The following is a 20,358-nucleotide window of genomic DNA, read 5'->3' on the forward strand; positions in this document are numbered from 1 at the left end:
CGGTCGCGGTAGAACACGTCGCCCTGGCGTCCGCCGGTCAGGAACACCTGCCGCAGGTCGTCCGACACCCGCCCCCGCCGCAGGCGGCCGCCCAGGCGCAGCAGGGCGTCGGCGGGGTCGCGGGGGGCGCGCTCGTCGAGTGGGGGCACGACAGCTCCTCGGGTTCTCGGGGACGGGGGCGAGGCGGGGCCGGACGGCTCCGGCCGGTCAGGACGGGTGCGGTGCGCCCGGTCGGGCGTAGTAGTGCCACGTGAGCCACGTGCACAGCGCGAAGAACACCGCGCAGCCGACGAAGAACGACCGCGCCGGGACGAGCGAGAGACCGATGCCGACGAGGAACGGGCCGAACGCGGCCGTCGACGCCGTCCACCCGATGACCCCGCCCGCCTGGCGGCGCGGGAAGATCATCGGCATCTGCTTGAACGTCCCCGCGTTGCCGATCCCGGCGAAGGTGAACACGGCGAGCATGCCGGCGAGGAACCAGCCGAACTGCCCGACGTCGTGCGGGTCGAGGAAGAACAGCGCGAACACCGTCGAGGCGGTCATGCCGACGCCCGAGACCAGCGTCCACACGGCGCCGCCGTACCGGTCGCACAGCGGCCCGAACCCGGCGCGCGCGGCGGAGCCCAGCAGCGGACCGAGGAACGCGTAGCGCAGCGGGTCGGGCGCGTCCTCGAAGCCGCCGTACTGCTCGACGACGAGCAGGCCGAGCTGTGCGGCGAACCCGCTGAACGCCCCGAACGTCATGAGGTAGATCGCCGTCATGATCCACGTGTGCTTGTTGCGGAAGATGTCGAGCTGCTCGCGGACGTTCGCGCGCACCGGCACGCGGCGCAGGTACAGGCCTGCGAGCACCGCGCCCAGCACGGTCCACGGCACGAGCACGAGGCCCGCGTTGTGCAGCCACAGGTGGCTGCCGGTCGCCGTCTGCTGAGGCGTGAGGACCGCCGTGCCGAGGAGGCCGAAGCCGACGACCCACGGCGTGAGGAACTGGATGAGGCTCACGCCGAAGTTGCCGATCCCGGCCTGCAGCCCGAGCGCCGTGCCGGCCATCCGGCGCGGGAAGAAGTAGCTCGTGGACGGCATGAACCCGGAGAACGCGCCCCCGCCGACGCCCGCGGCGACCGCGAGGAGCAGGAGCACCGAGTAGGGCGTGCTCGCGTCGCGCACCGCGAACGTCCAGCCGAGCATCGGCAGGAGCAGCAGCGTCGCGGTGCCCCCGACGAGCGTGCGCGTGCCGACGACGGGCGGCAGGAACATGTAGACCATGCGGAAGAGCCCGCCCGCGAGGCCGGGCACGGCGGTGAGCCAGTAGAGCTGCGCCGTCGTCAGGTCGAACCCGACGTCGTTGAGCCGGGGCGCGACCGCGCTCACGAGGTACCACGCGCAGAACGCGAGCGTGAGGTTGTACGTCGTGATCCACAGCGTGCGCCACGCGAACCGGCGGTCCCAGCGTGACTCGTCCTCGGGGTCCCAGCGGTCGAGGTCGACGGTCGACGGCGTGCACGCGGCCCGCACCAGCGCGGGCGGCCGGGTGGTGGCTGGGGCGGTCATGGCGTCCTCCCGTCGTCGCAGGTCACGACGACCGACGTCGTGACGCCGGGCCGGTGCCCGGTGCGCCGCCAGCATGACCCGACGGGCGGGGGCCGCGGCGGGCCGCGGACCGTGAAAAATCAGCCGGCGCGCGAGAGCTGCAGCACGCAGTGGTCCGGCTCGACGAGCGGGAGCAGCGCCTCGGCGCGCACGGGCCCGCCGACGCCCGCGAGCACGCCCTGGACGAGGCCGAGGTGGACGGCGCACAGGACGTCCTCGCGCTCGGCGGCGAGGTCGAGGAACGGGCACCGGTAGAGGTGGAAGCGCAGGCCGTCCGGCTCGAGCTCGGGGTCGAGGCCGAGCTGGCACAGGTGGTCGTCGAGCGCGGCGAGCTGGTTCTCGGGCGTGGGGTCCGGGTCGCCGTCGCCCGCGGACCGCAGCACGTCGACCAGGCGGCGTCCCGCCGCGCGCGCCGCCCGGGACGGGTCGGTCGGGCCGGGTGCGCCCTCCCCGGGGTCGTCGTGGGGCATGGCCTGCCCCAGCGCGGCGCGCGTCAGGGCCGCGCGCACGAGCGAGTCGCCGAGCCGGCGGGCCGCCGAGCCGTCGCGGGGCGGGTTCTCGCCCGCGATGGCCTCGTAGAGGATGCGCGGACGCCCGCGCGTCGTGCGCACCTCGGGGGCGCCGCGCACGAACCCGGCGTCCGCGAGGCGCTGGAGGTGCTCGCGCGTCGCGCTCGGGCACAGCCCCGCCTCGCGGGACAGCTCGGCGACCGTCATGGGGCCGCGCTCCTGGAGGGCGTGCAGCAGCGTCAGCCGGCTCGACGACGCGAGCGCGCGGTACGTGGTCGACGTGTCCTCGGGCACGACCTCATCGTGCCCGCGCGGTGCCCCGGCGGGAGCGTCGTACGGGGTCGTGCGGCGCGATCGGGGCCGAAGGTCCCGCGGTCCGGGGCCGTCAGACCCCCTCGGGGGGCGCGTCGAGCGTCGCGCGCAGGGCGGGCCACGCGTCGGCGAACGCGGGCAGCAGGTCGAGGCCCGCGACGTCGTCCACGGCGACCCACCGGACCTCGACGCTCTCGGCGTCCGTCGCGCGCGGCTCGACGACCGCGCCGTCCGCGACCTCGGCCACGACGGTCGTGTACCGCCAGGGGCCGTGGTCGAGCACGCGCTCGCCCACGACCCGCACGTGCGCCGGGTCGATGCCGGCCTCCTCCTGCGCCTCGCGCAGCGCGCCCTCCTCCGGGGTCTCGTCCGGCCCGACGGCGCCGCCCGGCACTCCCCACGTCCCGCCCTGGTCGGACCACGGGGCCCGGTGCTGGAGCACGACGTCGGTCAGCCGGCCCTGCGCGTCGCGGCGCCCGAGCAGCAGCCCTGCCGCGCCGAACAGGCCCCAGTGCCGCCGACCGCACTCGCACTCGACCCACCCGTCGCCGGGCTGCAGGTGGCGTGGGAGCCGCGGAGTGGGCTCACCGGGGTCGCGCGGCGCGGTGGGGATCGTCACGGGCCCATGCTGCCAGGCCCGCGGGACCCTCGCCGCGGCCGCCCGAAAGCGTGCCGGGCGCGGGGTCGCCGCGGCGTACGCTGGTCCGCAGATGAGCAGGATCGGGGAGATCGTCGCACCGCGACGCATGGGGAGCGGCTTCCGCTGGCTGCTCGCGTCGTCGTGGACGAGCAACGTCGGCGACGGGATCGCGCTCGCGGCGGGCCCGCTGCTCGTCGCGTCCCAGACCGACTCCGCCTTCCTCGTCGCGCTCGCCGCGCTCCTGCAACGCCTGCCCTGGCTCCTGCTCGGGCTGTGGGCCGGTGCGATCGCCGACCGCGTCGACCGGCGCGCCGTCGTCATGGTCGCGAACGCGCTGCGCGCGCTCGTCGTCGTCGCGCTGTGCGTGCTGCTCGGGACGGGGCACGTGAGCATCGGCGCCGTGCTCGCCGTGATGTTCCTCTACGGCGTCGCGGAGGTCTTCGCCGACTCCGCCTCCCAGACGCTCCTGCCGATGCTGGTCGAGCCGCGCGACCTCGGCACGGGCAACGCGCGCCTGCAGGCCGGCTTCCTCGCCGCCAACCAGCTGCTCGGGCCGCCCGTCGGTGCGTTCCTCTTCGCGCTCGGCGCGATCTGGCCGTTCGTCGTGCAGGTGGTGTGCGTCGCGCTCGCCGTCGTCCTCGTGGCCCGCATCGCGTCGCAGCCGCCGCCGGCACGCGAGGTGCGCACGCACGTGCGGCAGGACATCGCGGAGGGCCTGCGGTGGATCGCCGCGAACGCTCCGGTGCGCACGCTCGCGCTCGTCATCCTCGTGTTCAACGTGACGTGGGCGGCGCCGTGGGGCGTCCTCGTGAAGTACGCGCTCGACCACCTCGACATGGGCGAGGTCGGGTTCGGCCTCCTCACGACCGCCTCGGCGGTCGGGGGGATCGTCGGCGTCGCGTCGTTCGGGTGGCTCGAACGGCGCGCACGCCTGTCGACGATCATGCGCGTGTGCCTGTCGCTCGAGGTCCTCATGCACCTCGTGCTCGCCCTCACCACGACGGGGTGGGTCGCGCTCGTCGTCATGGTCGTGTTCGGGGCGTACGCGTTCGTGTGGGGCACGGTGTCGAACACGATCCGCCAGCGCGCCGTGCCCAGCGAGTTCCAGGGGCGGGTCGGGTCCGTGTACGGGGTCTGCGTGTTCGGCGGGCTCGTCGTGGGCCAGGCACTGGGCGGCGTGCTCGCGCAGGCGTGGGGGATCACCGCGCCGTTCTGGTTCGCGTTCGTGGGTGCCGGCGTCACGCTCGCGCTCGTGTGGCGCCAGCTCGAGCACGTGGCGCACGCGGGCGAGGTGCCCGGGACCGACGGCTGACGACCCGGCGGCGGTCCCGCCCGCGGCAGAAACCCGTGGACCGGTGTCGGAGGTCCGCGGCAGGATGTCCGCGTGAGCCATACGCCGTACGACAACGAGCCCACGCCCGCCCCCGCACCGGACCCGGCGGACCACCCCGACGCGGCCGCCGCGAGCCAGGTCGACGTCGCCGACGCCCCGGGCGCGGTGCCCGACGACGTCCTCGCGAAGCCGCGCTGGCGCCGCGACGCGACCGTCTTCCTCAGCGGCCAGACCGTCTCGTTGTTCGGCTCGATGCTCGTCCAGTACGCCGTCATGTGGCACCTGACGATCGAGACGAAGTCCGGCGCGGTCCTCGCGCTGAGCACCCTGTTCGGGTTCCTGCCGCAGGCCGTCGTCTCGATCTTCGGCGGCGTGTGGGCGGACCGCGTGAACCGCAAGGTGCTCGTCATCGCGGCGGACGGCACCATCGCCGTGACGACCCTCGCGCTCGCCCTGCTCATGCTCGGCGGGGCCGACGACCTGTGGCTCATCTACGCGGCGCTCGCGATCCGCTCGACGGGCGCAGGCGTCCAGACGCCGGCCGTCGCGGCGCTGCTGCCGCAGATCGTGCCGACGAGCAAGCTCCTGCGCGTCAACGGGATCAACCAGTCGATCCAGTCCGCGATGATGCTGCTCGCTCCCGCGGTCGCCGCGGCGGTGTACGCGAGCACGTCGATCGTCGCCGTGTTCTTCGTCGACGTCGTCACCGCGGTGGTGGGGATCGGGCTCCTGCTGCTCGTGCCCGTCCCGACGCTCGCGCACGCCGCGGCCGGCGAGCGCGCCGGGTACTTCGACGACCTCGTCGAGGGCTTCCGCTACCTCGCCTCGCACGCGTTCGTGCGCTGGGTGCTCGTGCTCTACGCGGTCGTCTTCCTGCTCATCGTCGCGCCGTCGTACCTCACGCCGCTCATGGTGGCGCGCACGTTCGGCGAGGAGGTCTGGAAGCTCACCGTCAACGAGGTCGCGTTCTCCGTGGGGATGCTGCTCGGCGGCGTGCTGCTGGCGACGTGGGGCGGGCTGAGGAACCGGATCGCGATGATCGTGGGTGCGACGTTCGTCTTCGGCCTGCTCTCGGTCGCGATGGGCCTGTCCACGAACATGTGGGTGTTCTTCACGTTCATGTTCCTGCTCGGCCTGTCCGTGCCGCCGTTCTCGACGACGTCGATGACCGTGCTGCAGGAGACCGTCGAGCCCGTGCGACAGGGCCGCGTGTTCGGGTTCGTGGGCATCGTCATGGCCGTCTCCATGCCGCTCGGCATGGTCGTGTTCGGCCCGCTCGCCGACCGCTACTCCGTGGAGTCGCTCCTGATCGTCTCCGGGATCCTCATGTTCGTCGTCATCACGGTCGCGGTCGTGCTCCCGTCGGGACGCCGCGCGATGCGCGCCGCCGCCGGGCCGCGGTAGAGCGCGGGGGTCAGTCGACGATCTCGCAGATCGCGGTGCCCGAGCTCACGCTCGCGCCGGCGGTGGCGGTCAGCGAGCGCACGGTGCCCGCGCGGTGCGCGAGGAGGGGCTGCTCCATCTTCATCGCCTCGAGCACGACGACGAGGTCGCCCTCGGCGACCTGCGCACCGTCCTCGACCGCGACCTTGACGATCGTGCCCTGCATCGGGGAGGCGAGGGTCGTGCCCGAGCCGCCGCCGTTGGACTTCGAGGCCGCGCGGCGGGCCGGGCGGCGGGCGGCGTTCGCGCTGCGCGCGCGGCCCGCCGCCATGCCGAGACCCGCGGGCAGCACGACCTCGAGCCGCTTGCCGCCGACCTCGACGACGACGCGCTCGGTCGCGAGCGGCTCCTCGTCCTCGTCCGCGGAGGCCGCGGGCGCGGGCGCGAGCGCGGCCAGCCGGTCGGCGAACTCGGTCTCGATCCACCGGGTGTGCACGCGGAACGGCTCGTCGCCGACGGGCACGAACGCCTCGGCGTCGAGCACGGCGCGGTGGAACGGCACGACGGTCGGGATGCCCTCGACCTCGAGCTCGCGCAGGGCGCGGCGCGCGCGCTGGACCGCCTGCTCGCGCGTGGCGCCGGTGACGATCAGCTTGGCGATCATCGAGTCGAACGCGCCCGAGATCGTGTCGCCCTCGGCGACGCCGGAGTCGACGCGCACGCCCGGGCCGGACGGGAAGCGCAGTCGCGTGATGCGCCCGGGCGCGGGCAGGAAGTTCGCGGCCGGGTCCTCGCCGTTGATGCGGAACTCGATCGAGTGCCCGCGCACCTGCGTGGAGGTGTAGCCGAGCGGCTCGCCCGCCGCGATGCGCAGCTGCTCGCGCACGAGGTCGATGCCGGTGACCTCCTCGGACACCGGGTGCTCGACCTGGAGGCGCGTGTTGACCTCGAGGAACGAGATGGTCCCGTCGGCGCCCACGAGGAACTCGCACGTGCCCGCGCCGACGTACCCGGCCTCGCGCAGGATCGCTTCCGACGCCTTGTAGAGCTCGGCCTCCTGGGCGGGCGTGAGGAACGGCGCCGGCGCCTCCTCGACGAGCTTCTGGTGGCGGCGCTGGAGCGAGCAGTCGCGCGTCGAGACGACGACGACCGTGCCGTGCTCGTCCGCGAGGCACTGGGTCTCGACGTGCCGCGGGGTGTCGAGGTACCGCTCGACGAAGCACTCGCCGCGCCCGAACGCGGCGGTCGCCTCACGGACCGCGGACTCGTAGAGCTCGTCGATCTCCTCGGCGGTGCGCGCGACCTTGAGGCCGCGTCCACCGCCGCCGAACGCCGCCTTGATCGCGATCGGCAGGCCGTGCTCGGCGGCGAACGCGTGCACCTCGCTCGCGTCGGCGACCGGGTCGGGCGTGCCGGGGACGAGCGGGGCGCCCGCGCGCTGCGCGATGTGGCGCGCGCTCACCTTGTCGCCGAGCGCGTCGATCGCCGCGGGCGGCGGACCGATCCAGACGAGACCGGCGTCGAGCACGGCCTGCGCGAACCCGGCGTTCTCGGCGAGGAACCCGTACCCGGGGTGCACGGCGTCGGCCCCGGAGCGGCGCGCGACGTCGAGGAGCTTGGCGATGTCGAGGTAGGTCTCGGCCGCGCGCGTGCCGCCGAGCGCGAACGCCTCGTCGGCGAGGTGGACGTGCGGCGCCTGGCGGTCCGGGTCGGCGTAGACGGCGACGGACGCGATGCCGGCGTCGGCGCACGCGCGGACGATCCGGACGGCGATCTCGCCACGGTTGGCGACGAGGACCTTGCTCAGGGGGCGGGTGGGGTTCGCGGGCACGGCTCACGGTAACGCGTGCGCCCCGCGCCGATCACGCTCCCGGGCCGGGTACCGGACAAGATTGGAGAAGAGGCCAAGGTGCACGGAGGGCGGTTGGAGGAAACCTCCATAGCGGCGGGCTCGTGCGCCCCGCTCGGCGCGTCGGGTTGTCCGGCCCCGACAACGCCGCCCGCCCGCGGGCCTCAGGAGCGCAGCTCGTGCCAGGCGACGCCGGTCTCGCGCAGCAGGGAGCGCAGGAGCGGCAGGCTGATCCCCACGACCCCGTGGTGGTCGCCCTCGATGCGCTCCACGTAGGGGCCGCCGAGGCCGTCGACGGTGAACGCCCCCGCGACGTGCAGCGGCTCGCCCGTCGCGACGTACGCGTCGATCTCCTCGTCCGAGAGGTCGGCGAAGTGCACGGTCGTGGAGCTCGTGCCGCCCACGGCGGCGCCCGGCCCGGCCGCGGCGCCGGACCGCAGGTCGACGAGCCAGTGCCCGGTGTGCAGGACGCCCGCCCGGCCGCGCATCGCGTGCCACCGAGCGCGGGCGTCGTCGGCGTCGGCGGGTTTGCCGAGCACCTCGCCGTCGAGCTCGAGCATCGAGTCGCACCCGACGAGCAGCAGGGCGTCGTCGGCGCCCACGACGGGCGCGGCGTCCGCGGCGAGGGCGCGCACGACCTCCTCGGCCTTCGCGCGCGCGAGGACGAGCACGGCGTCGACCGGGTCGAGAAGCCCGCCCCCCTGCGACGCGGCGTCCCGCAGGACCGCGTCCTCGTCGACGCCCGAGACGCGCACGAGGGGCTCGACGCCGGCGGCGCGCAGCGTCGCGAGGCGGGCGGGGGAGCGGGAGGCGAGGACGAGTCGGAGCACCCGCGCAGACTACCCGGCGCTCCCGGCCCGCCCGTCGGGGGCTACGCGACGAGCAGCGCCGCGACGAGCAGGACGACCGGGGAGCCGAGGGTCGTCACGAGGATCGTGTCGCGCGCGAGGATCTCTCCGCGGCCGAACCGCGCAGCGTAGTTGTAGACGTTCTGGGCCGTGGGCAGCGCGGCGAGCGTCACCGCCGACGCGACGGCCGCGTCGTCGAGGCCCAGCACGGCGCGCGCGACGACGAACGCGACGATCGGCATGACGGCGAGCTTCACGGCGCTCGCCACGCCGACGGCTGCTCGCGGCTCGCCGCGGCGCAGCGGACGCGTGCCGTGGAGCGACATGCCGAACGCGAGGAGGATCATCGGGATCGCGGCGCCCCCGAGGATGTCGAGCGGCGCCATGACGGGCGCGGGCGGCGTCCACCCCGACAGCGAGACGACGGCGCCCGCGAGCGACCCGAGGATGATCGGGTTGCGCACGGGCTGGGCGAGCACGAACCGCCACGAGAGCCGCCCGCTCGTCGTCGCGTCCAGGACGAGCAGCACGACGGGCGCGAGCACGAGCAGCTGCAGGAGGATCACCGGCACGACCGCGGTCGCGTCCCCCAGCACGTACACCGCGACCGGCAGGCCGATGTTGTTCGCGTTGACGTACCCGGAGCCGGCCGCCCCGACGACCGCCTCGGGGGCAGGGAGCCGCAGCCACAGCCGGTCGACGAGCACGAACACGCCCGCGCTCACGACGGCCGAGGCCGCCGCGACCGCGAGCGGCGCCCGGACGAGCGCGCCCACGTCGGCCCGCGCGAGGACCGTGAACAGCAGGGCCGGGCTCGCGACGAAGAACCCGACGCGGTTGAGCACCGTCCTCGCCTCGGGGCCGCCGACCCCGAGGCGCGCGGCGACGTACCCGACCGCGACCACCACGGCGATGATCGCGAACCCGGTGAGGACGGCGCCCACGCGTCAGGCCGCCGGGACGACGCCCCGCCCGGGACGGCGGCGTGCCGTCCCGGGCGGGGCGCACGGCGCGGTCACGAGGAGAGCGCGTCGCGCAGCACGTCGAGGCCCACCGAGCCGAGGTTGAGCGCGCGCTCGTGGAACGCCTTGGCGTCGAACTGCTCGCCGCGCGCCTGGGCGGCCGCGCGCGCGTCGTCGCGGGTCGCCTCCCACAGGCGCTGACCGACCTTGTACGACGGCGCCTGCCCGGGCCACCCGAGGTAACGGTCGAGCTCGAACCGCACGAACGAGTCGGGCATGTTGACGTTGGCGCGCAGGAACGTGAGCGCCTTGTCGGCGTCCCACGTGCCGCCGCCCCACTGCTCGGGCGCGGGCAGGCCGAGGTGCACGCCGAGGTCGAGCACGACGCGCGCGGCGCGCATGCGCTGCGCGTCGAGCATGCCGAGGCGGTCGCCGTCGTCGTCGAGGAACCCGAGGTCCGCCATGAGGCGCTCGGCGTACAGGGCCCAGCCCTCGCCGTGGCCCGAGACCCAGCACGCGAGGCGGCGCCACGTGTTGAGCGTCGCGCGCGCGTAGACGGCCTGGCCGCACTGCAGGTGGTGGCCCGGCACGCCCTCGTGGTAGACGGTCGTCTTCTCGCGCCACGTGTTGAACTCCGTGACGTCGGCGGGCACCGACCACCACATGCGACCCGGTCGCGAGAAGTCGTCGCTCGGCGGGGTGTAGTAGATCCCGCCGGTCTGGGTCGGGGCGATCATGCACTCGAGGGCGCGCACGGGCGCGGGCACGTCGAAGTGCACGCCGTCCAACGCGTCGATCGCGGCGTCGGACGTCTCCTGCATCCACGCCCGCAGCGCGTCGGTGCCACGCAGGGTGCGGGCCGGGTCGGCGTCGAGCGCGGCGACCGCGTCCTCGACGCTCGCCCCGGGTCCGGCGATGCGGCGCGCGACCTCCTCCTGCTCCGCGACGACGCGCGCGAGCTCCTCGAGCCCCCATGCGTAGGTCTCGTCGAGGTCGACCTCCGCGCCGAGGAACGTGCGCGAGAAGAGCGCGTACCGCTCGCGGCCGACGGCGTCCTCCGCGCGCGCCTGCGGCGCGAGCGTCGTCTCGAGGAAGTCGGCGAGCCGGCCGTACGCCTCGCGCGCCGCGGCGGCGCCGTGCTCGAGCTCCTTGCGCACGAGCGAGCACGCCGACGAGTCGTCGAGGACGGCGTTCGCCTCGGGGCCGGAGACGAACGTCGTGAAGAACGAGCCCTGCGCGTCGGCGAGCTCGCGCGACTGCGCGACCCCGATGCGCACCTGCCGGATCGCGGCGACGTTGCCGCGGGACGCCGCCTCCGCGAGCGACGCCATGTACCCGTCGATCGCCGAGGGGAGGCCGTTGAGGCGCGAGGCGATGTTCTCCCACGCCTCGACCGTGCCGGTCGGCATGATGTCGAAGACGTCGCGCAGCTCCTGCACCGGCGACGCGATGTTGTTGAGGCTCGCGAGCGGCTCGCCGACCTCGTGCAGCTCGAGCTGGAGGCCGACGCGCTCGCGCATCGCCGCGAGGGTGACGCGGTCGACGTCGTCGACGGGCTCCAGCCCGTCGAGCTCGCGCAGCACGGCGCGGTCGGCCTCGGCGCGTGCCTCGTGCCCGGCGGGAGAGAGGTCGGTGACGAGGTGGTCGTAGCCGGACAGGCCCATCGAGGTCGCCGCGATCGGGTCGAGCTCGGCGATCCTCGTCACGTACGCCTCGGCGACGGCGTCGATGGGCGTCGGGGTGCGGTCGGGGGTCCCGGCGGATGCGCCGGCGGCAGGTGTGGTGGTGGTGTCGCTCACGCGGTCGAGACTACTCGGCGCCCGGTGGCCGGCCCTCGCGAACATCCGGCCCGTCCGCCTCGTGCGGCTCGGGGTCCTGGACCGGGCCCGCGTCGCCGCCGCGCAGGGCCACGAGCAGGTCGTCGGCCCAGTCGCGGTGGTAGCGCACGAGCACCACGCCGCTCGCGTCGTCGTCCTCGGCGGCGTGCCAGACGGCGACGGGGTCGCCCGGGCGGGGGCGCGCCACCCCGGACGGGACCGCGACGCGCAGCGGGCGGGTCGTCGTCCCGGACGGGGTCGAGACGACGAGGTTCCCGTGCACCTCGTGCGCGTCCGCGCCGTCGCCGGGCGCGTCGTCGCCCGGCGCGCGGTCGTCGGGCGCGGCGAGCGAGAGCGTGCCGGTCGTGCGGACGGGCGCCGCGAGCAGGGCGTCGCGGCTGCGCGCGAGGCCCGCGGCGACGCGGTCGTCCAGGTAGCGCACGAGTGCGAGGAGCGCGGTGACGAGGAGGCCGATCGTCCCCACGACCACCACCGCGTCGGGCACGGACCAGCCGCGCCCCGTCGCGAGGCGCTGGTAGACGAGCAGCGCGACCGTCGGCACGAACGCCACGGCCCAGCCCCAGCGGCGCCACGCCGCGGCGGGCGCGACGCCCGGGAGCGCCGTCGGGTCGGCCTCGACGGCGTCCGCCGAGGCGGGCAGCTCGACGAGCACCGCCCGCTCGGGCAGGCGCCGCACGCGCGGGGTCGCGCTCGGCGTCGTCACGAGCGCAGGCTCCAGCGCCACGAGTCGGCGTTGTGCCGCCCCGACCGCCCGCCGAAGCTCTTCGCGGTCGCGCCGTCGCCCGTCCCGCGCAGCCCCCGCGCGCGGTTCGTCCACTCGTCGACGGGCGCGACGTCGTCGGGCAGCCCGCCCGCGGCCGCCGCGGCGGCGAGGCCCGCGACGAGCGCGGCCACCTCGAGCTCGTCGGGCGCGCCGCGCACGACGCGCACGCTCGGGGCGCCCGCCCCGTTCGCGTCCTGGCTCACCGGTCGTCCTCCTCGTGCTCGTCCGTGCCCCGCCCGACGCCCCACTCGGGGACGTCGTAGCCCGCCTCGGTGAGGCGCGCGTGCGCCTCGTGGCCCCACGAGTCGAGGAGGCCCACGACGTCGTCGAGGTCCGGTCCGCCGGGACGTGTCACCACGACGTACTCGAGAGCGAACGTGTCCTCGACGAGGTCGGCCGGGGCGGCGTCCGCGTCGTCGGCCGCGGCGTCCTCGTCGGGCTCCCACACGGACGACGTGAGGTCCGGGTGGATGCCGAGCGCCCCGTGCAGCACGTCGAACAGCTGGGCGTTGAGCGTGCCGACGCGCGCCTCGAGCGCGAGCACCCGCGGGTCCTCGTCCGCCTCGGCGGCCCCGAACTCCGCGCGCACCCCGACCGCCGTGCCGACGTACTCGTGCAGCGCGGCCGCGAGCGCGTCGACGGCGGCGTGCATGGGTGCCGGGTCGACGGCGCCGAGCGGCGTCGGGCCGTGCGTGGCGTCCTCGTGGCTCATGACCGTCCTCCTCTCGGGCTGCTGCTCGGCCGCGTCGCGTCGTGGCGGCTCACAGCGGGATGTTGCCGTGCTTCTTGGGCGGCAGGGTCGCGCGCTTGGTGCGCAGCGCCCGCAGCGCGCGCACGACCTGCACGCGCGTCTCCGACGGGCGGATCACGGCGTCGACGTAGCCGCGCTCGGCGGCGTCCCACGGGTTGACGATCGCGTCCTCGTACTCGGCGACGAGGCGCGCACGCTCCGCCTCGACGTCCTCGCCCGCGTCGGCCGCCCGCTTGAGCGTCGCGCGCTGCAGGATGTTCACCGCGCCGCCCGCGCCCATGACCGCGACCTGGGCCGTCGGCCACGCGAGGTTGACGTCGGCGCCGAGCTGCTTGGAGCCCATGACGATGTACGCACCGCCGTACGCCTTGCGCGTGATGACGGTGACCAGCGGGACCGTCGCCTCGGCGTACGCGTAGATGAGCTTCGCGCCGCGGCGGATGATGCCCTGGTGCTCCTGGTCCACGCCCGGGAGGAAGCCCGGGACGTCCACGAGCGTGAGCACCGGGATGTTGAACGCGTCGCACGTGCGCACGAACCGCGCCGCCTTCTCCGCGGCGTCGATGTCGAGCGTGCCCGCCATCGCGAGCGGCTGGTTCGCCACGACGCCGACCGACTGGCCCTCGACGTGCCCGAACCCGACGAGCACGTTCTTCGCGAACAGCGGCTGCACCTCGAGGAACGCGCCCTCGTCGAGGACGTGCTCGATCACCGTGCGCATGTCGTACGGCTGCGAGTCCGAGTCCGGGACGAGCGCGTCGAGCTCCTCGTCCTCGTCGGTGACCGCGAGCTCGACGTCGTCCGGCGGGAACGACGGCGCGTCCGACAGGTTGTTCTGCGGCAGGTAGGACACGAGGTGGCGCACGTAGTCGATCGCGTCGTCCTCGTCACTGCCCAGGTAGTGCGCGACACCGGACTTCTCGTTGTGCGTCAGGCCGCCGCCAAGCTCCTCGAAGCCCACGTCCTCGCCCGTCACGGCGCGGATGACGTCCGGCCCGGTGATGAACATGTTCGACGTCTTGTCCGCCATGACGATGAAGTCCGTCAGGGCGGGGGAGTACACCGCGCCGCCCGCGCTCGGGCCGAGGATGAGCGAGATCTGCGGGATCACGCCCGACGACGCGACGTTGCGGCGGAAGATCTCCGCGAACTGCGTGAGCGCCGCGACGCCCTCCTGGATGCGCGCGCCGCCGCCGTCGGAGATGCCGATGAGCGGGACGCCCGTGCGCAGCGCGAGGTCCTGCACCTTGGTGATCTTCTGGCCGTGCACCTCGCCGAGGCTCCCGCCGAACACCGTGAAGTCCTGGGAGTACACGCACACCTGGCGGCCGTCGATCGTGCCGTGGCCCACGACGACGCCGTCGCCCGCGAGCCGCCTCTTCTCCAGGCCGAAGTTGTGGGAGCGGTGCTTCGCGAACGCGTCGAGCTCGACGAAGCTCCCCTCGTCGAGCAGGGCCTCGATGCGCTCGCGCGCCGTCTTCTTGCCGCGCGCGTGCTGCTTGGTCCGCGCCGTCTCCTCGGGCAGCTCGGTCGCCTCCGCACGCCGGCGGTCGAGGTCGGCGAGCTTGGCCGCGGTGCCCACGAGGTGGGGCGCGTCGGCGGGCGAGGTCGTCGCGGGCGAGGTCGTCGCAGAATCCGTCACGGACCCGAGCCTAGTTGGCGGGTGGCACCAACTCGATGCGGGCGGCGCCAGCGCGCCGGGGTCCGGTGTTGGTGGGTCCCGACAACTCGCGCCGCCGCGCACGGGCGGCGCCGTCCCGTGCCCCGTCCCGTCAGGTGCGGAAGGATGACCGCATGACGAGCGCGCACGACGACCAGACCCCGCCCGACGACGGGCGGCCCGCCCTGCGCGCCGACTTCCTGCGCGAGCTCCTCGTCGCGCCCGCCGGGCCGCTCGCGCGTCTCGAGGTCGTCGCCGAGTCGCCCTCGACAAACGCCGAGCTCGCGCGCGCCGTCGCCCAGGACCCGGACGCGTGGCCCGCCCCCGCGCTCCTCGTCGCCGAGCACCAGCCCGCCGGGCGCGGGCGGCACGGTCGCACCTGGACCACCCCGCCGCGCGCCGCGCTCCTCGGCTCGCTCCTGCTGCGCCCCGCCGTCCCGCGCGCCGCGCTGAGCTGGCTCCCGCTGCTCGCCGGTCTCGCCACCGCCCGCGCGCTGCGCGCCACCGCCGGCGTCGACGCCGTCGTCAAGTGGCCCAACGACGTCCTCGTGCCCGACCCGGGCGCCGGCTCGCCGCCCCCGCTGCGCAAGGTCGCGGGCATCCTCGCCGAGGTCCTGCCCGACGGCGGCGTGGTCGTCGGCGTCGGCCTCAACGTCACCCAGACGCGCGACGAGCTGCCCGTGCCCACCGCGACCTCCCTCGCGCTCGCGGGCGCCGCGACGACCGACCGCGAGGTCGTGCTCGTCGCGCTCCACGAGGCCTTCGGCGAGATCCTCGCGCGCTGGCAGGACGCCGGCGGCGACGCGCACGCCGCGGGCCTCGACGCGGACTGCGCCGGGATCATCGCGACGCTCGGCACGCGCGTGCGCGTCGAACGCGTCGGCGGCGGCGACGTCGTCGGCCTCGCCACGGGCCTCGCACCCGACGGCGGTCTCGAGCTGCGGCACGACGACGGCACGACGAGCGTCCACCACAGCGGCGACGTGCACCACCTGCGCCCGCACGACTGAGCGCAGGTCGGCACGAGGTCGGCAGGTCGGTACGAGATCGGCGGTGCGGTGCGAGATCGGCGGTCGCGATCGCCGACCTCGTGCGCAATTGCCGATCTCGTGCGCGAGCGCCGATCTCGCGGGCCCCGGGGCGAGGAATAGGATCGCCGGGTGCCAACGGACCCGGAGGAGAACGAGCTCACCCCGACGACGACGTCCGCGGAGGACCGCGAGGCCGCGGGCGCCGAGGCGACCGAGGCCGTGCTGGACGAGGTGCTGCTCGGCGGGCCCCGCACCCTCACCGTCGAGCGGCTCGCCGAGCGCGCCGGCGTCAGCGAGGAGCGCGTGCGCGCCTACTGGCAGGCGCTCGGCCTCCCCATCACCGAGGGGGAGGAGCACGCGTTCACCGAGCGCGACGCGCAGGCGCTCGCGGACGTGTTCGCGTTCGCCGAGGAGGAGAAGCTCGACCAGCGCGCGCTGACGACGCTCATCCGCTCGACGGGCCACACGACCGAGCGGCTCGTGCTGTGGCAGGTCGAGGCGCTCGTCGAGCACCTGACGCGACGGTTCGACCTCGACGACACGAGCGCGCGCCTGCTCGTGCTCGACCGGCTGCCCGAGCTCGCGCCCGTCCTCGAGGAGCAGCTCCTGCACGCGTGGCGGCGGCAGGTCGCCGCGGTGGCGGGCCGGTTCGCCGTCGAGTTCTCCGACGCGCGGGCCACCGCCGTGGACGAGCACGAGCTGCCGCTGCCCCGGGCGGTGGGGTTCGCGGACATCGTGTCCTTCACGCAGCGCACGCGCGGCCTCGGGTCGAGCGAGCTCGCCGAGTTCGTCCAGCTCTTCGAGACGAGCGCGCGCGACGTCATCACGGCGGCCGGCGGTCGCGTCGTCAAGACCATCGGCGACGCGGTGCTGTACGTGGCCGACGACGTCGCGACGGGCGCGCGCGTCGCGCTCGGCCTGGCCGAGGCCGGGGGTCGGGCGGAGGACGTCGACGTCCCGCCCGTGCGCGTGAGCCTCGTGTGGGGACGCGTGCTCTCGCGGTTCGGCGACGTGTTCGGGCCGAGCGTCAACCTCGCCGCGCGCCTCGTCGACATCGCCGACCCGACGACCGTCCTCGTCGACCGCGACACCGCGGGGATGCTCGCGGGAGACCAGCGGTTCGCGCTCACGGCGCAGCCCGAGACCGAGGTGCAGGGGCTCGGCACGATCGAGCCCGTGCGCCTGCAGTGGGCCTACCGCGGCTGACCGCCGGGCGCCGCCCGGCAGGTCCGCTCAGACGGGCTCGAGCAGGCCCGGTCCGTCGTTGGTCACGGAGTTGACGAGGGTCGACACCTCGCGCGCGACCATCGGGACGTCGTCGTGCGGGCCGCCGAGCCCGAGCAGGTCCGCCGCCCCGCGCGCGTCGACCGCCGGGTCGAGCCACGCGTCCCACGCCTCGGGCGGCAGGGCGAGCGGCATGCGGTCGTGGATCTCGGCGAGGTAGGGCGCCGCGTCCGTCGTGATGATCGTCGTCGACACGAGCCAGCGGTCGGGGTCGTCGTCCGCCTTGGTGCGGTCCCGCCAGAACTCGTAGAGGCCCGCGAAGGCCGCGCTGCGCCCGTCGCCCGGGGCGATCCAGTACGGCTGCTTCGCGACCTTTCCGCGGCGCGCGGGCGACGCGGCCGCCCCGGCCGGGGACGCGCCGTCGGGCAGCACGCGCCACTCGTAGTACCCGTCCGCAGGGACGAGGCAGCGGCGCACGCCGAACGGCTTGGCGAACGCCGGCTTGTCGAGGACCGACTCCGCGCGCGCGTTGATCATCCGCGCGCCGCCCTTCGGGTCCTTCGACCACGACGGCACGAGCCCCCACCGCGCGACGCGCAGCGAGCGCCGGACCTCGCCCGTCTCCTTCGCGGCGCGCTCGACGACGATGCGCACCGGGTCCGTCGGCGCGAGGTTCCACGACGGCGGCAGGAGGCGTGCGTCGTCGGCGACCTCCGCGATCGCGAACTCGTCGGCGAGGTCCTGGGCGTCCCGGAAGGAGGCGTAGCGTCCGCACATGCTCCCAGCCTGCCGCACGCCACCCACGGGGAGAGCAGGCTCACGCCGCACCGGCTGACGGTGCGGCGATCGAATCGTTACGATAGGCGTCATGCCCCCGTCCTCGGTCGACCCCGTCATGCCCAGACCGAGGTCGAACGTCCGGTGGGTGCTGCTCCTCGGAGCCCTCGCGACGCTGCCCGCGCTCACGGTGGACATGTACCTCCCGCTGCTGCCCGAGGTGGGCGCCGACCTCGGCGCACCCGACTCCCTCGCGCAGCTCACGCTCTCCGGGATGCTCGTCGGCGGCGCCGTCGGTCAGCTCGTCATCGGCCCCCTCTCCGACCGGTACGGGCGACGCCTGCCCGTGCTCGTGGGGCTCGCCCTGCACGTCGTCACGTCGCTCCTGTGCGCGCTCGCGCCCAACATCGGCGTCCTCATCGGGCTGCGCGTGCTCCAGGGCTTCTTCAACGCGTCCGCGTCCGTCGTCGCGATCGCCGCGATCCGCGACCGGTTCACCGGCTCCGACGCCGCGCGCATCCTGTCGCGGCTCATGCTCGTCATCGGCCTCGCCCCGCTGCTCGCGCCCTCGCTCGGGTCGTTCATCGGCGCGCACGCCTCGTGGCACGCCGTGTTCTGGGTCCTCGCGCTCGGCGGCCTCGTGCTCGGCGCGATCGTGCTCGTCTGGATGCCGGAGTCGCTGCCCGTCGAGCGACGCCGCCCCGCCGGGGCGCGCGCCGTCCTGCGCGGGTACGGCAGCCTCCTGCGCGACCGCCACTTCGTCGCCCTCGCGGTGCTGCCCGGCCTCGGCCAGGCCGTCCTCATGAGCTACGTCGTCGGGTCGCCGTTCGTGCTCCAGGAGGGGTACGGGCTCAGCCACGGGCAGTTCGCGCTCCTGTTCGCCGTCAACGGCGTCGGTCTCGTGCTGTCCGCCCAGGCGAACGCCGCGCTCGTGCGCCGCGTCGCGCCCGTGCGCCTCCTGCGCGTCGCGCTCGTCGTCCAGGGCGTGTTCGCCGTCGGCCTGCTCGTCGTGGCCCTCACCGGGGCCGGCGGGATCGTCGGCATCGTCGCGGCCCTGTTCCTCGTGCTCTCGATGCAGGGCCTCATCCCCGCGAACGCCTCGGCGCTCGCGCTCACGCGGCACGGTGAGATCGCGGGCACCGCCGCCGCGGTCATCGGGGCGTTCCAGTCCGGCGTCGCGGGCCTCGTCAGCCCGCTCGTAGGAGTCCTCGGCGGCGACGCCGTCGCGATGTCCACCGTGATGCTCGGCGCCGTCGTCGCGTCGCTCCTCGTGCTCGCGCTCGCCACGCCCGCTTTCCGCCGCGGCGGCTGGCACACCCCGGTCTGACCCGCGGGGCGGGTCCTCCGGCGGACCTCCTGCGACGGTGCGACGCCGCACGTCGGGGCCGGTCTTCGCCGCCCTTTCACACGTCCTCCCGCGGGCTGCGCACACGCTTCCACGCCGCACCCTTTACCCTCGGACCGTGCCAACGACCGCCCACTCCACGTCGTCCCCGCGCTCGCGGTCCCGCGCGACGCCGACGACACGCTCCCGCAAGGGCGGCGAGGACAAGCCCACCGGCGGCCCCCACCACGCCCGGGCGCTGCGCTCGCACCGCGTCGCGCGGGCGATCGGGCTCGTGCTCACGGGGGCCCTGGCCTTCGTCGCCGTCGGCGCGGGGGCCGTCTACCTGGACCTCAAGTCGAAGATCACCGTGAGCGACGTGAGCGACCTCGTGGTGGGCGGCCCGACGCAGGAGCCGCCGAAGGACCCGTCCGACCCGTTCGCGGGCCGCGCGCTCAACATCCTCGTCATGGGCACCGACTACCGCGACGCCGAGAACGCCGCGATCGCCGGCGAGGAGGAGGGCATGCGGTCGGACACCACGTTCATCGTGCACGTGTCCGGCGACCGCACGCGCATGGAGGTCGTCTCGATCCCGCGTGACTCGCTCGTCGACCTCCCGGCGTGCAACCTGCCCGACGGGTCGATGTCCTCGCCGCGGCGCAGCACGATGTTCAACGAGGCGTTCCAGATCGGCTCGGGCGGCGTCGACGACATGACGTACGCGGCCGCGTGCACCATCACCGCGGTCCAGGACCTCACGGGCGTCACCATCACGAACCACGTCGTCGTGAAGATGACCGGGGTCATCGGCGTGGTCGACGCGATCAACGGCGTCACCATGTGCTTCCCGGAGCCGGTCAAGGAGAGCCGCCGGTACGGCACGCTCGACCTGCCCGCGGGCGAGCACACGCTCACGGGCCACGAGGCGATCAGCTTCCTGCGCGCGCGCCACGGCACGGGCATGGGGCTCGAGATGGGCTCCGACCTCACGCGCATCCAGCGCCAGCAGGCGTTCATCGACTCCGCGATCCGCGAGCTGCTGTCGCAGAACATCATCACCAACTCGCCGCAGCTCTACGGCGTCATCGAGGCCGTGCTCAGCTCGATCAGCGCCGACCCGACCATCGCGGACCCGACCGCGCTCGCCGGGCTCGCGTTCAGCCTGCGCAACATCAAGCCGTCCGAGGTGGTGTTCACGCAGCTCCCCGTCGTCGAGTCGCCGCGCGACAAGAACCGCGTCGAGTGGACGTCGGAGGCGGACGCGATCTGGCAGCGGCTGATCGACGACGCGCCCGCGCCGGGCCAGGAGCCCGCGGACCCGCGCGACGACGCCGCGGCGCCCCCCGCGGGGTCGACGGACCAGGGCGGCGGCACGGACGCGGGCACGACGGACCCCGGCGCCGGCACGGCCGACCCCGGGACGGGCACGACGGACCCGGGCACCGGGACCGACGCCGGCACCGGGACGACGGCGCCCGGGACCACGGAGACCCCCGAGACCGAGGAGCTCCTGCCCGGCGTCTGCCCCTGACCGGGCCCCGGACGCCGGGCGCGCCCG

Annotated in this window: 18 protein-coding genes; 6 read left to right on the forward strand and 12 right to left on the reverse strand. The window is 74.9% G+C overall.

Going from position 1 to position 20,358, the window contains the following annotated elements; translation table 11 throughout:
- Positions 1–207: 207 nt before the first annotated feature.
- The 3 genes from GYH36_RS14735 to GYH36_RS14745 form a co-directional block, all read right to left on the reverse strand.
- Positions 208–1,554, reverse strand: coding sequence for an MFS transporter (locus GYH36_RS14735; RefSeq protein WP_246209435.1), 1,347 nt, complete (start codon positions 1,552–1,554; stop codon positions 208–210).
- A gap of 119 nt (positions 1,555–1,673) precedes the next feature.
- Positions 1,674–2,396 (reverse strand): helix-turn-helix transcriptional regulator, encoded by a 723-nt coding sequence (locus GYH36_RS14740; protein ID WP_162290222.1) that lies wholly within the window; start codon positions 2,394–2,396, stop codon positions 1,674–1,676.
- A gap of 91 nt (positions 2,397–2,487) precedes the next feature.
- Positions 2,488–3,027: an NUDIX hydrolase gene (locus tag GYH36_RS14745; RefSeq protein ID WP_024842035.1), complete on the reverse strand. Its 540-nt coding sequence runs from the start codon at positions 3,025–3,027 to the stop codon at positions 2,488–2,490.
- A 97-nt stretch (positions 3,028–3,124) separates the two neighbouring features.
- Between GYH36_RS14745 and GYH36_RS14750 the strand changes: the two genes are divergently transcribed.
- Positions 3,125–4,366: an MFS transporter gene (locus GYH36_RS14750; RefSeq protein WP_155099620.1), complete on the forward strand. Its 1,242-nt coding sequence runs from the start codon at positions 3,125–3,127 to the stop codon at positions 4,364–4,366.
- Positions 4,367–4,438: 72 nt separating this feature from the next.
- Entirely contained in the window at positions 4,439–5,791 is a 1,353-nt protein-coding gene (locus GYH36_RS14755) for an MFS transporter (RefSeq protein ID WP_162290224.1), read from the forward strand.
- Between the two features lie 10 nt (positions 5,792–5,801).
- On the opposite strand, the gene GYH36_RS14760 is transcribed toward GYH36_RS14755, so the two are convergent.
- The 8 genes from GYH36_RS14760 to GYH36_RS14795 form a co-directional block, all read right to left on the reverse strand.
- Positions 5,802–7,601 (reverse strand): acetyl/propionyl/methylcrotonyl-CoA carboxylase subunit alpha, encoded by a 1,800-nt coding sequence (locus tag GYH36_RS14760; protein WP_312028654.1) that lies wholly within the window; start codon positions 7,599–7,601, stop codon positions 5,802–5,804.
- Between the two features lie 182 nt (positions 7,602–7,783).
- A complete protein-coding gene (locus GYH36_RS14765; RefSeq protein ID WP_162290225.1) occupies positions 7,784–8,449 on the reverse strand; it encodes a Maf family protein in 666 nt (221 codons plus the stop codon).
- Between the two features lie 41 nt (positions 8,450–8,490).
- Complete coding sequence (locus tag GYH36_RS14770; RefSeq protein WP_162290226.1) at positions 8,491–9,411, reverse strand: AEC family transporter; 921 nt, start codon at positions 9,409–9,411, stop codon at positions 8,491–8,493.
- Between the two features lie 71 nt (positions 9,412–9,482).
- On the reverse strand, positions 9,483–11,228 hold the full coding sequence (locus GYH36_RS14775) for a DUF885 domain-containing protein (RefSeq protein WP_376739830.1): 1,746 nt from the start codon (positions 11,226–11,228) through the stop codon (positions 9,483–9,485).
- A 10-nt stretch (positions 11,229–11,238) separates the two neighbouring features.
- Positions 11,239–11,970 carry a hypothetical protein gene (locus GYH36_RS14780; RefSeq protein ID WP_162290228.1) on the reverse strand — a complete coding sequence of 244 codons (732 nt, stop codon included), beginning with the start codon at positions 11,968–11,970 and terminating at the stop codon, positions 11,239–11,241.
- Positions 11,967–12,233, reverse strand: a complete 267-nt coding sequence (locus GYH36_RS14785) for an acyl-CoA carboxylase epsilon subunit (RefSeq protein ID WP_024842027.1) — start codon at positions 12,231–12,233, stop codon at positions 11,967–11,969. The genes GYH36_RS14780 and GYH36_RS14785 overlap by 4 nt, the downstream gene beginning before the upstream one ends.
- Positions 12,230–12,742 carry a hypothetical protein gene (locus tag GYH36_RS14790; RefSeq protein ID WP_024842026.1) on the reverse strand — a complete coding sequence of 171 codons (513 nt, stop codon included), beginning with the start codon at positions 12,740–12,742 and terminating at the stop codon, positions 12,230–12,232. Before GYH36_RS14790 ends, GYH36_RS14785 begins: the two co-directional genes overlap by 4 nt.
- A 49-nt stretch (positions 12,743–12,791) precedes the next feature.
- Complete coding sequence (locus tag GYH36_RS14795; RefSeq protein ID WP_312028659.1) at positions 12,792–14,363, reverse strand: acyl-CoA carboxylase subunit beta; 1,572 nt, start codon at positions 14,361–14,363, stop codon at positions 12,792–12,794.
- A gap of 212 nt (positions 14,364–14,575) precedes the next feature.
- Between GYH36_RS14795 and GYH36_RS14800 the strand changes: the two genes are divergently transcribed.
- Positions 14,576–15,451, forward strand: a complete 876-nt coding sequence (locus GYH36_RS14800) for a biotin--[acetyl-CoA-carboxylase] ligase (RefSeq protein WP_162290230.1) — start codon at positions 14,576–14,578, stop codon at positions 15,449–15,451.
- Positions 15,452–15,601: 150 nt separating this feature from the next.
- On the forward strand, positions 15,602–16,678 hold the full coding sequence (locus GYH36_RS14805; protein WP_162290231.1) for an adenylate/guanylate cyclase domain-containing protein: 1,077 nt from the start codon (positions 15,602–15,604) through the stop codon (positions 16,676–16,678).
- A gap of 27 nt (positions 16,679–16,705) precedes the next feature.
- On the opposite strand, the gene GYH36_RS14810 is transcribed toward GYH36_RS14805, so the two are convergent.
- Positions 16,706–17,473 carry an SOS response-associated peptidase gene (locus tag GYH36_RS14810; RefSeq protein WP_162290232.1) on the reverse strand — a complete coding sequence of 256 codons (768 nt, stop codon included), beginning with the start codon at positions 17,471–17,473 and terminating at the stop codon, positions 16,706–16,708.
- A gap of 91 nt (positions 17,474–17,564) precedes the next feature.
- Between GYH36_RS14810 and GYH36_RS14815 the strand changes: the two genes are divergently transcribed.
- Positions 17,565–18,800, forward strand: a complete 1,236-nt coding sequence (locus tag GYH36_RS14815; protein WP_162290233.1) for a multidrug effflux MFS transporter — start codon at positions 17,565–17,567, stop codon at positions 18,798–18,800.
- A gap of 136 nt (positions 18,801–18,936) precedes the next feature.
- The gene (locus GYH36_RS14820; protein ID WP_312028655.1) at positions 18,937–20,331 is read left to right on the forward strand and encodes an LCP family protein; all 1,395 of its coding nucleotides are present in this window, start codon (positions 18,937–18,939) and stop codon (positions 20,329–20,331) included.
- Positions 20,332–20,358: the final 27 nt, after the last annotated feature.

The organism is Cellulosimicrobium composti (assembly GCF_010287905.1).
Taxonomy (GTDB): Bacteria; Actinomycetota; Actinomycetes; order Actinomycetales; family Cellulomonadaceae; genus Cellulosimicrobium; species Cellulosimicrobium composti.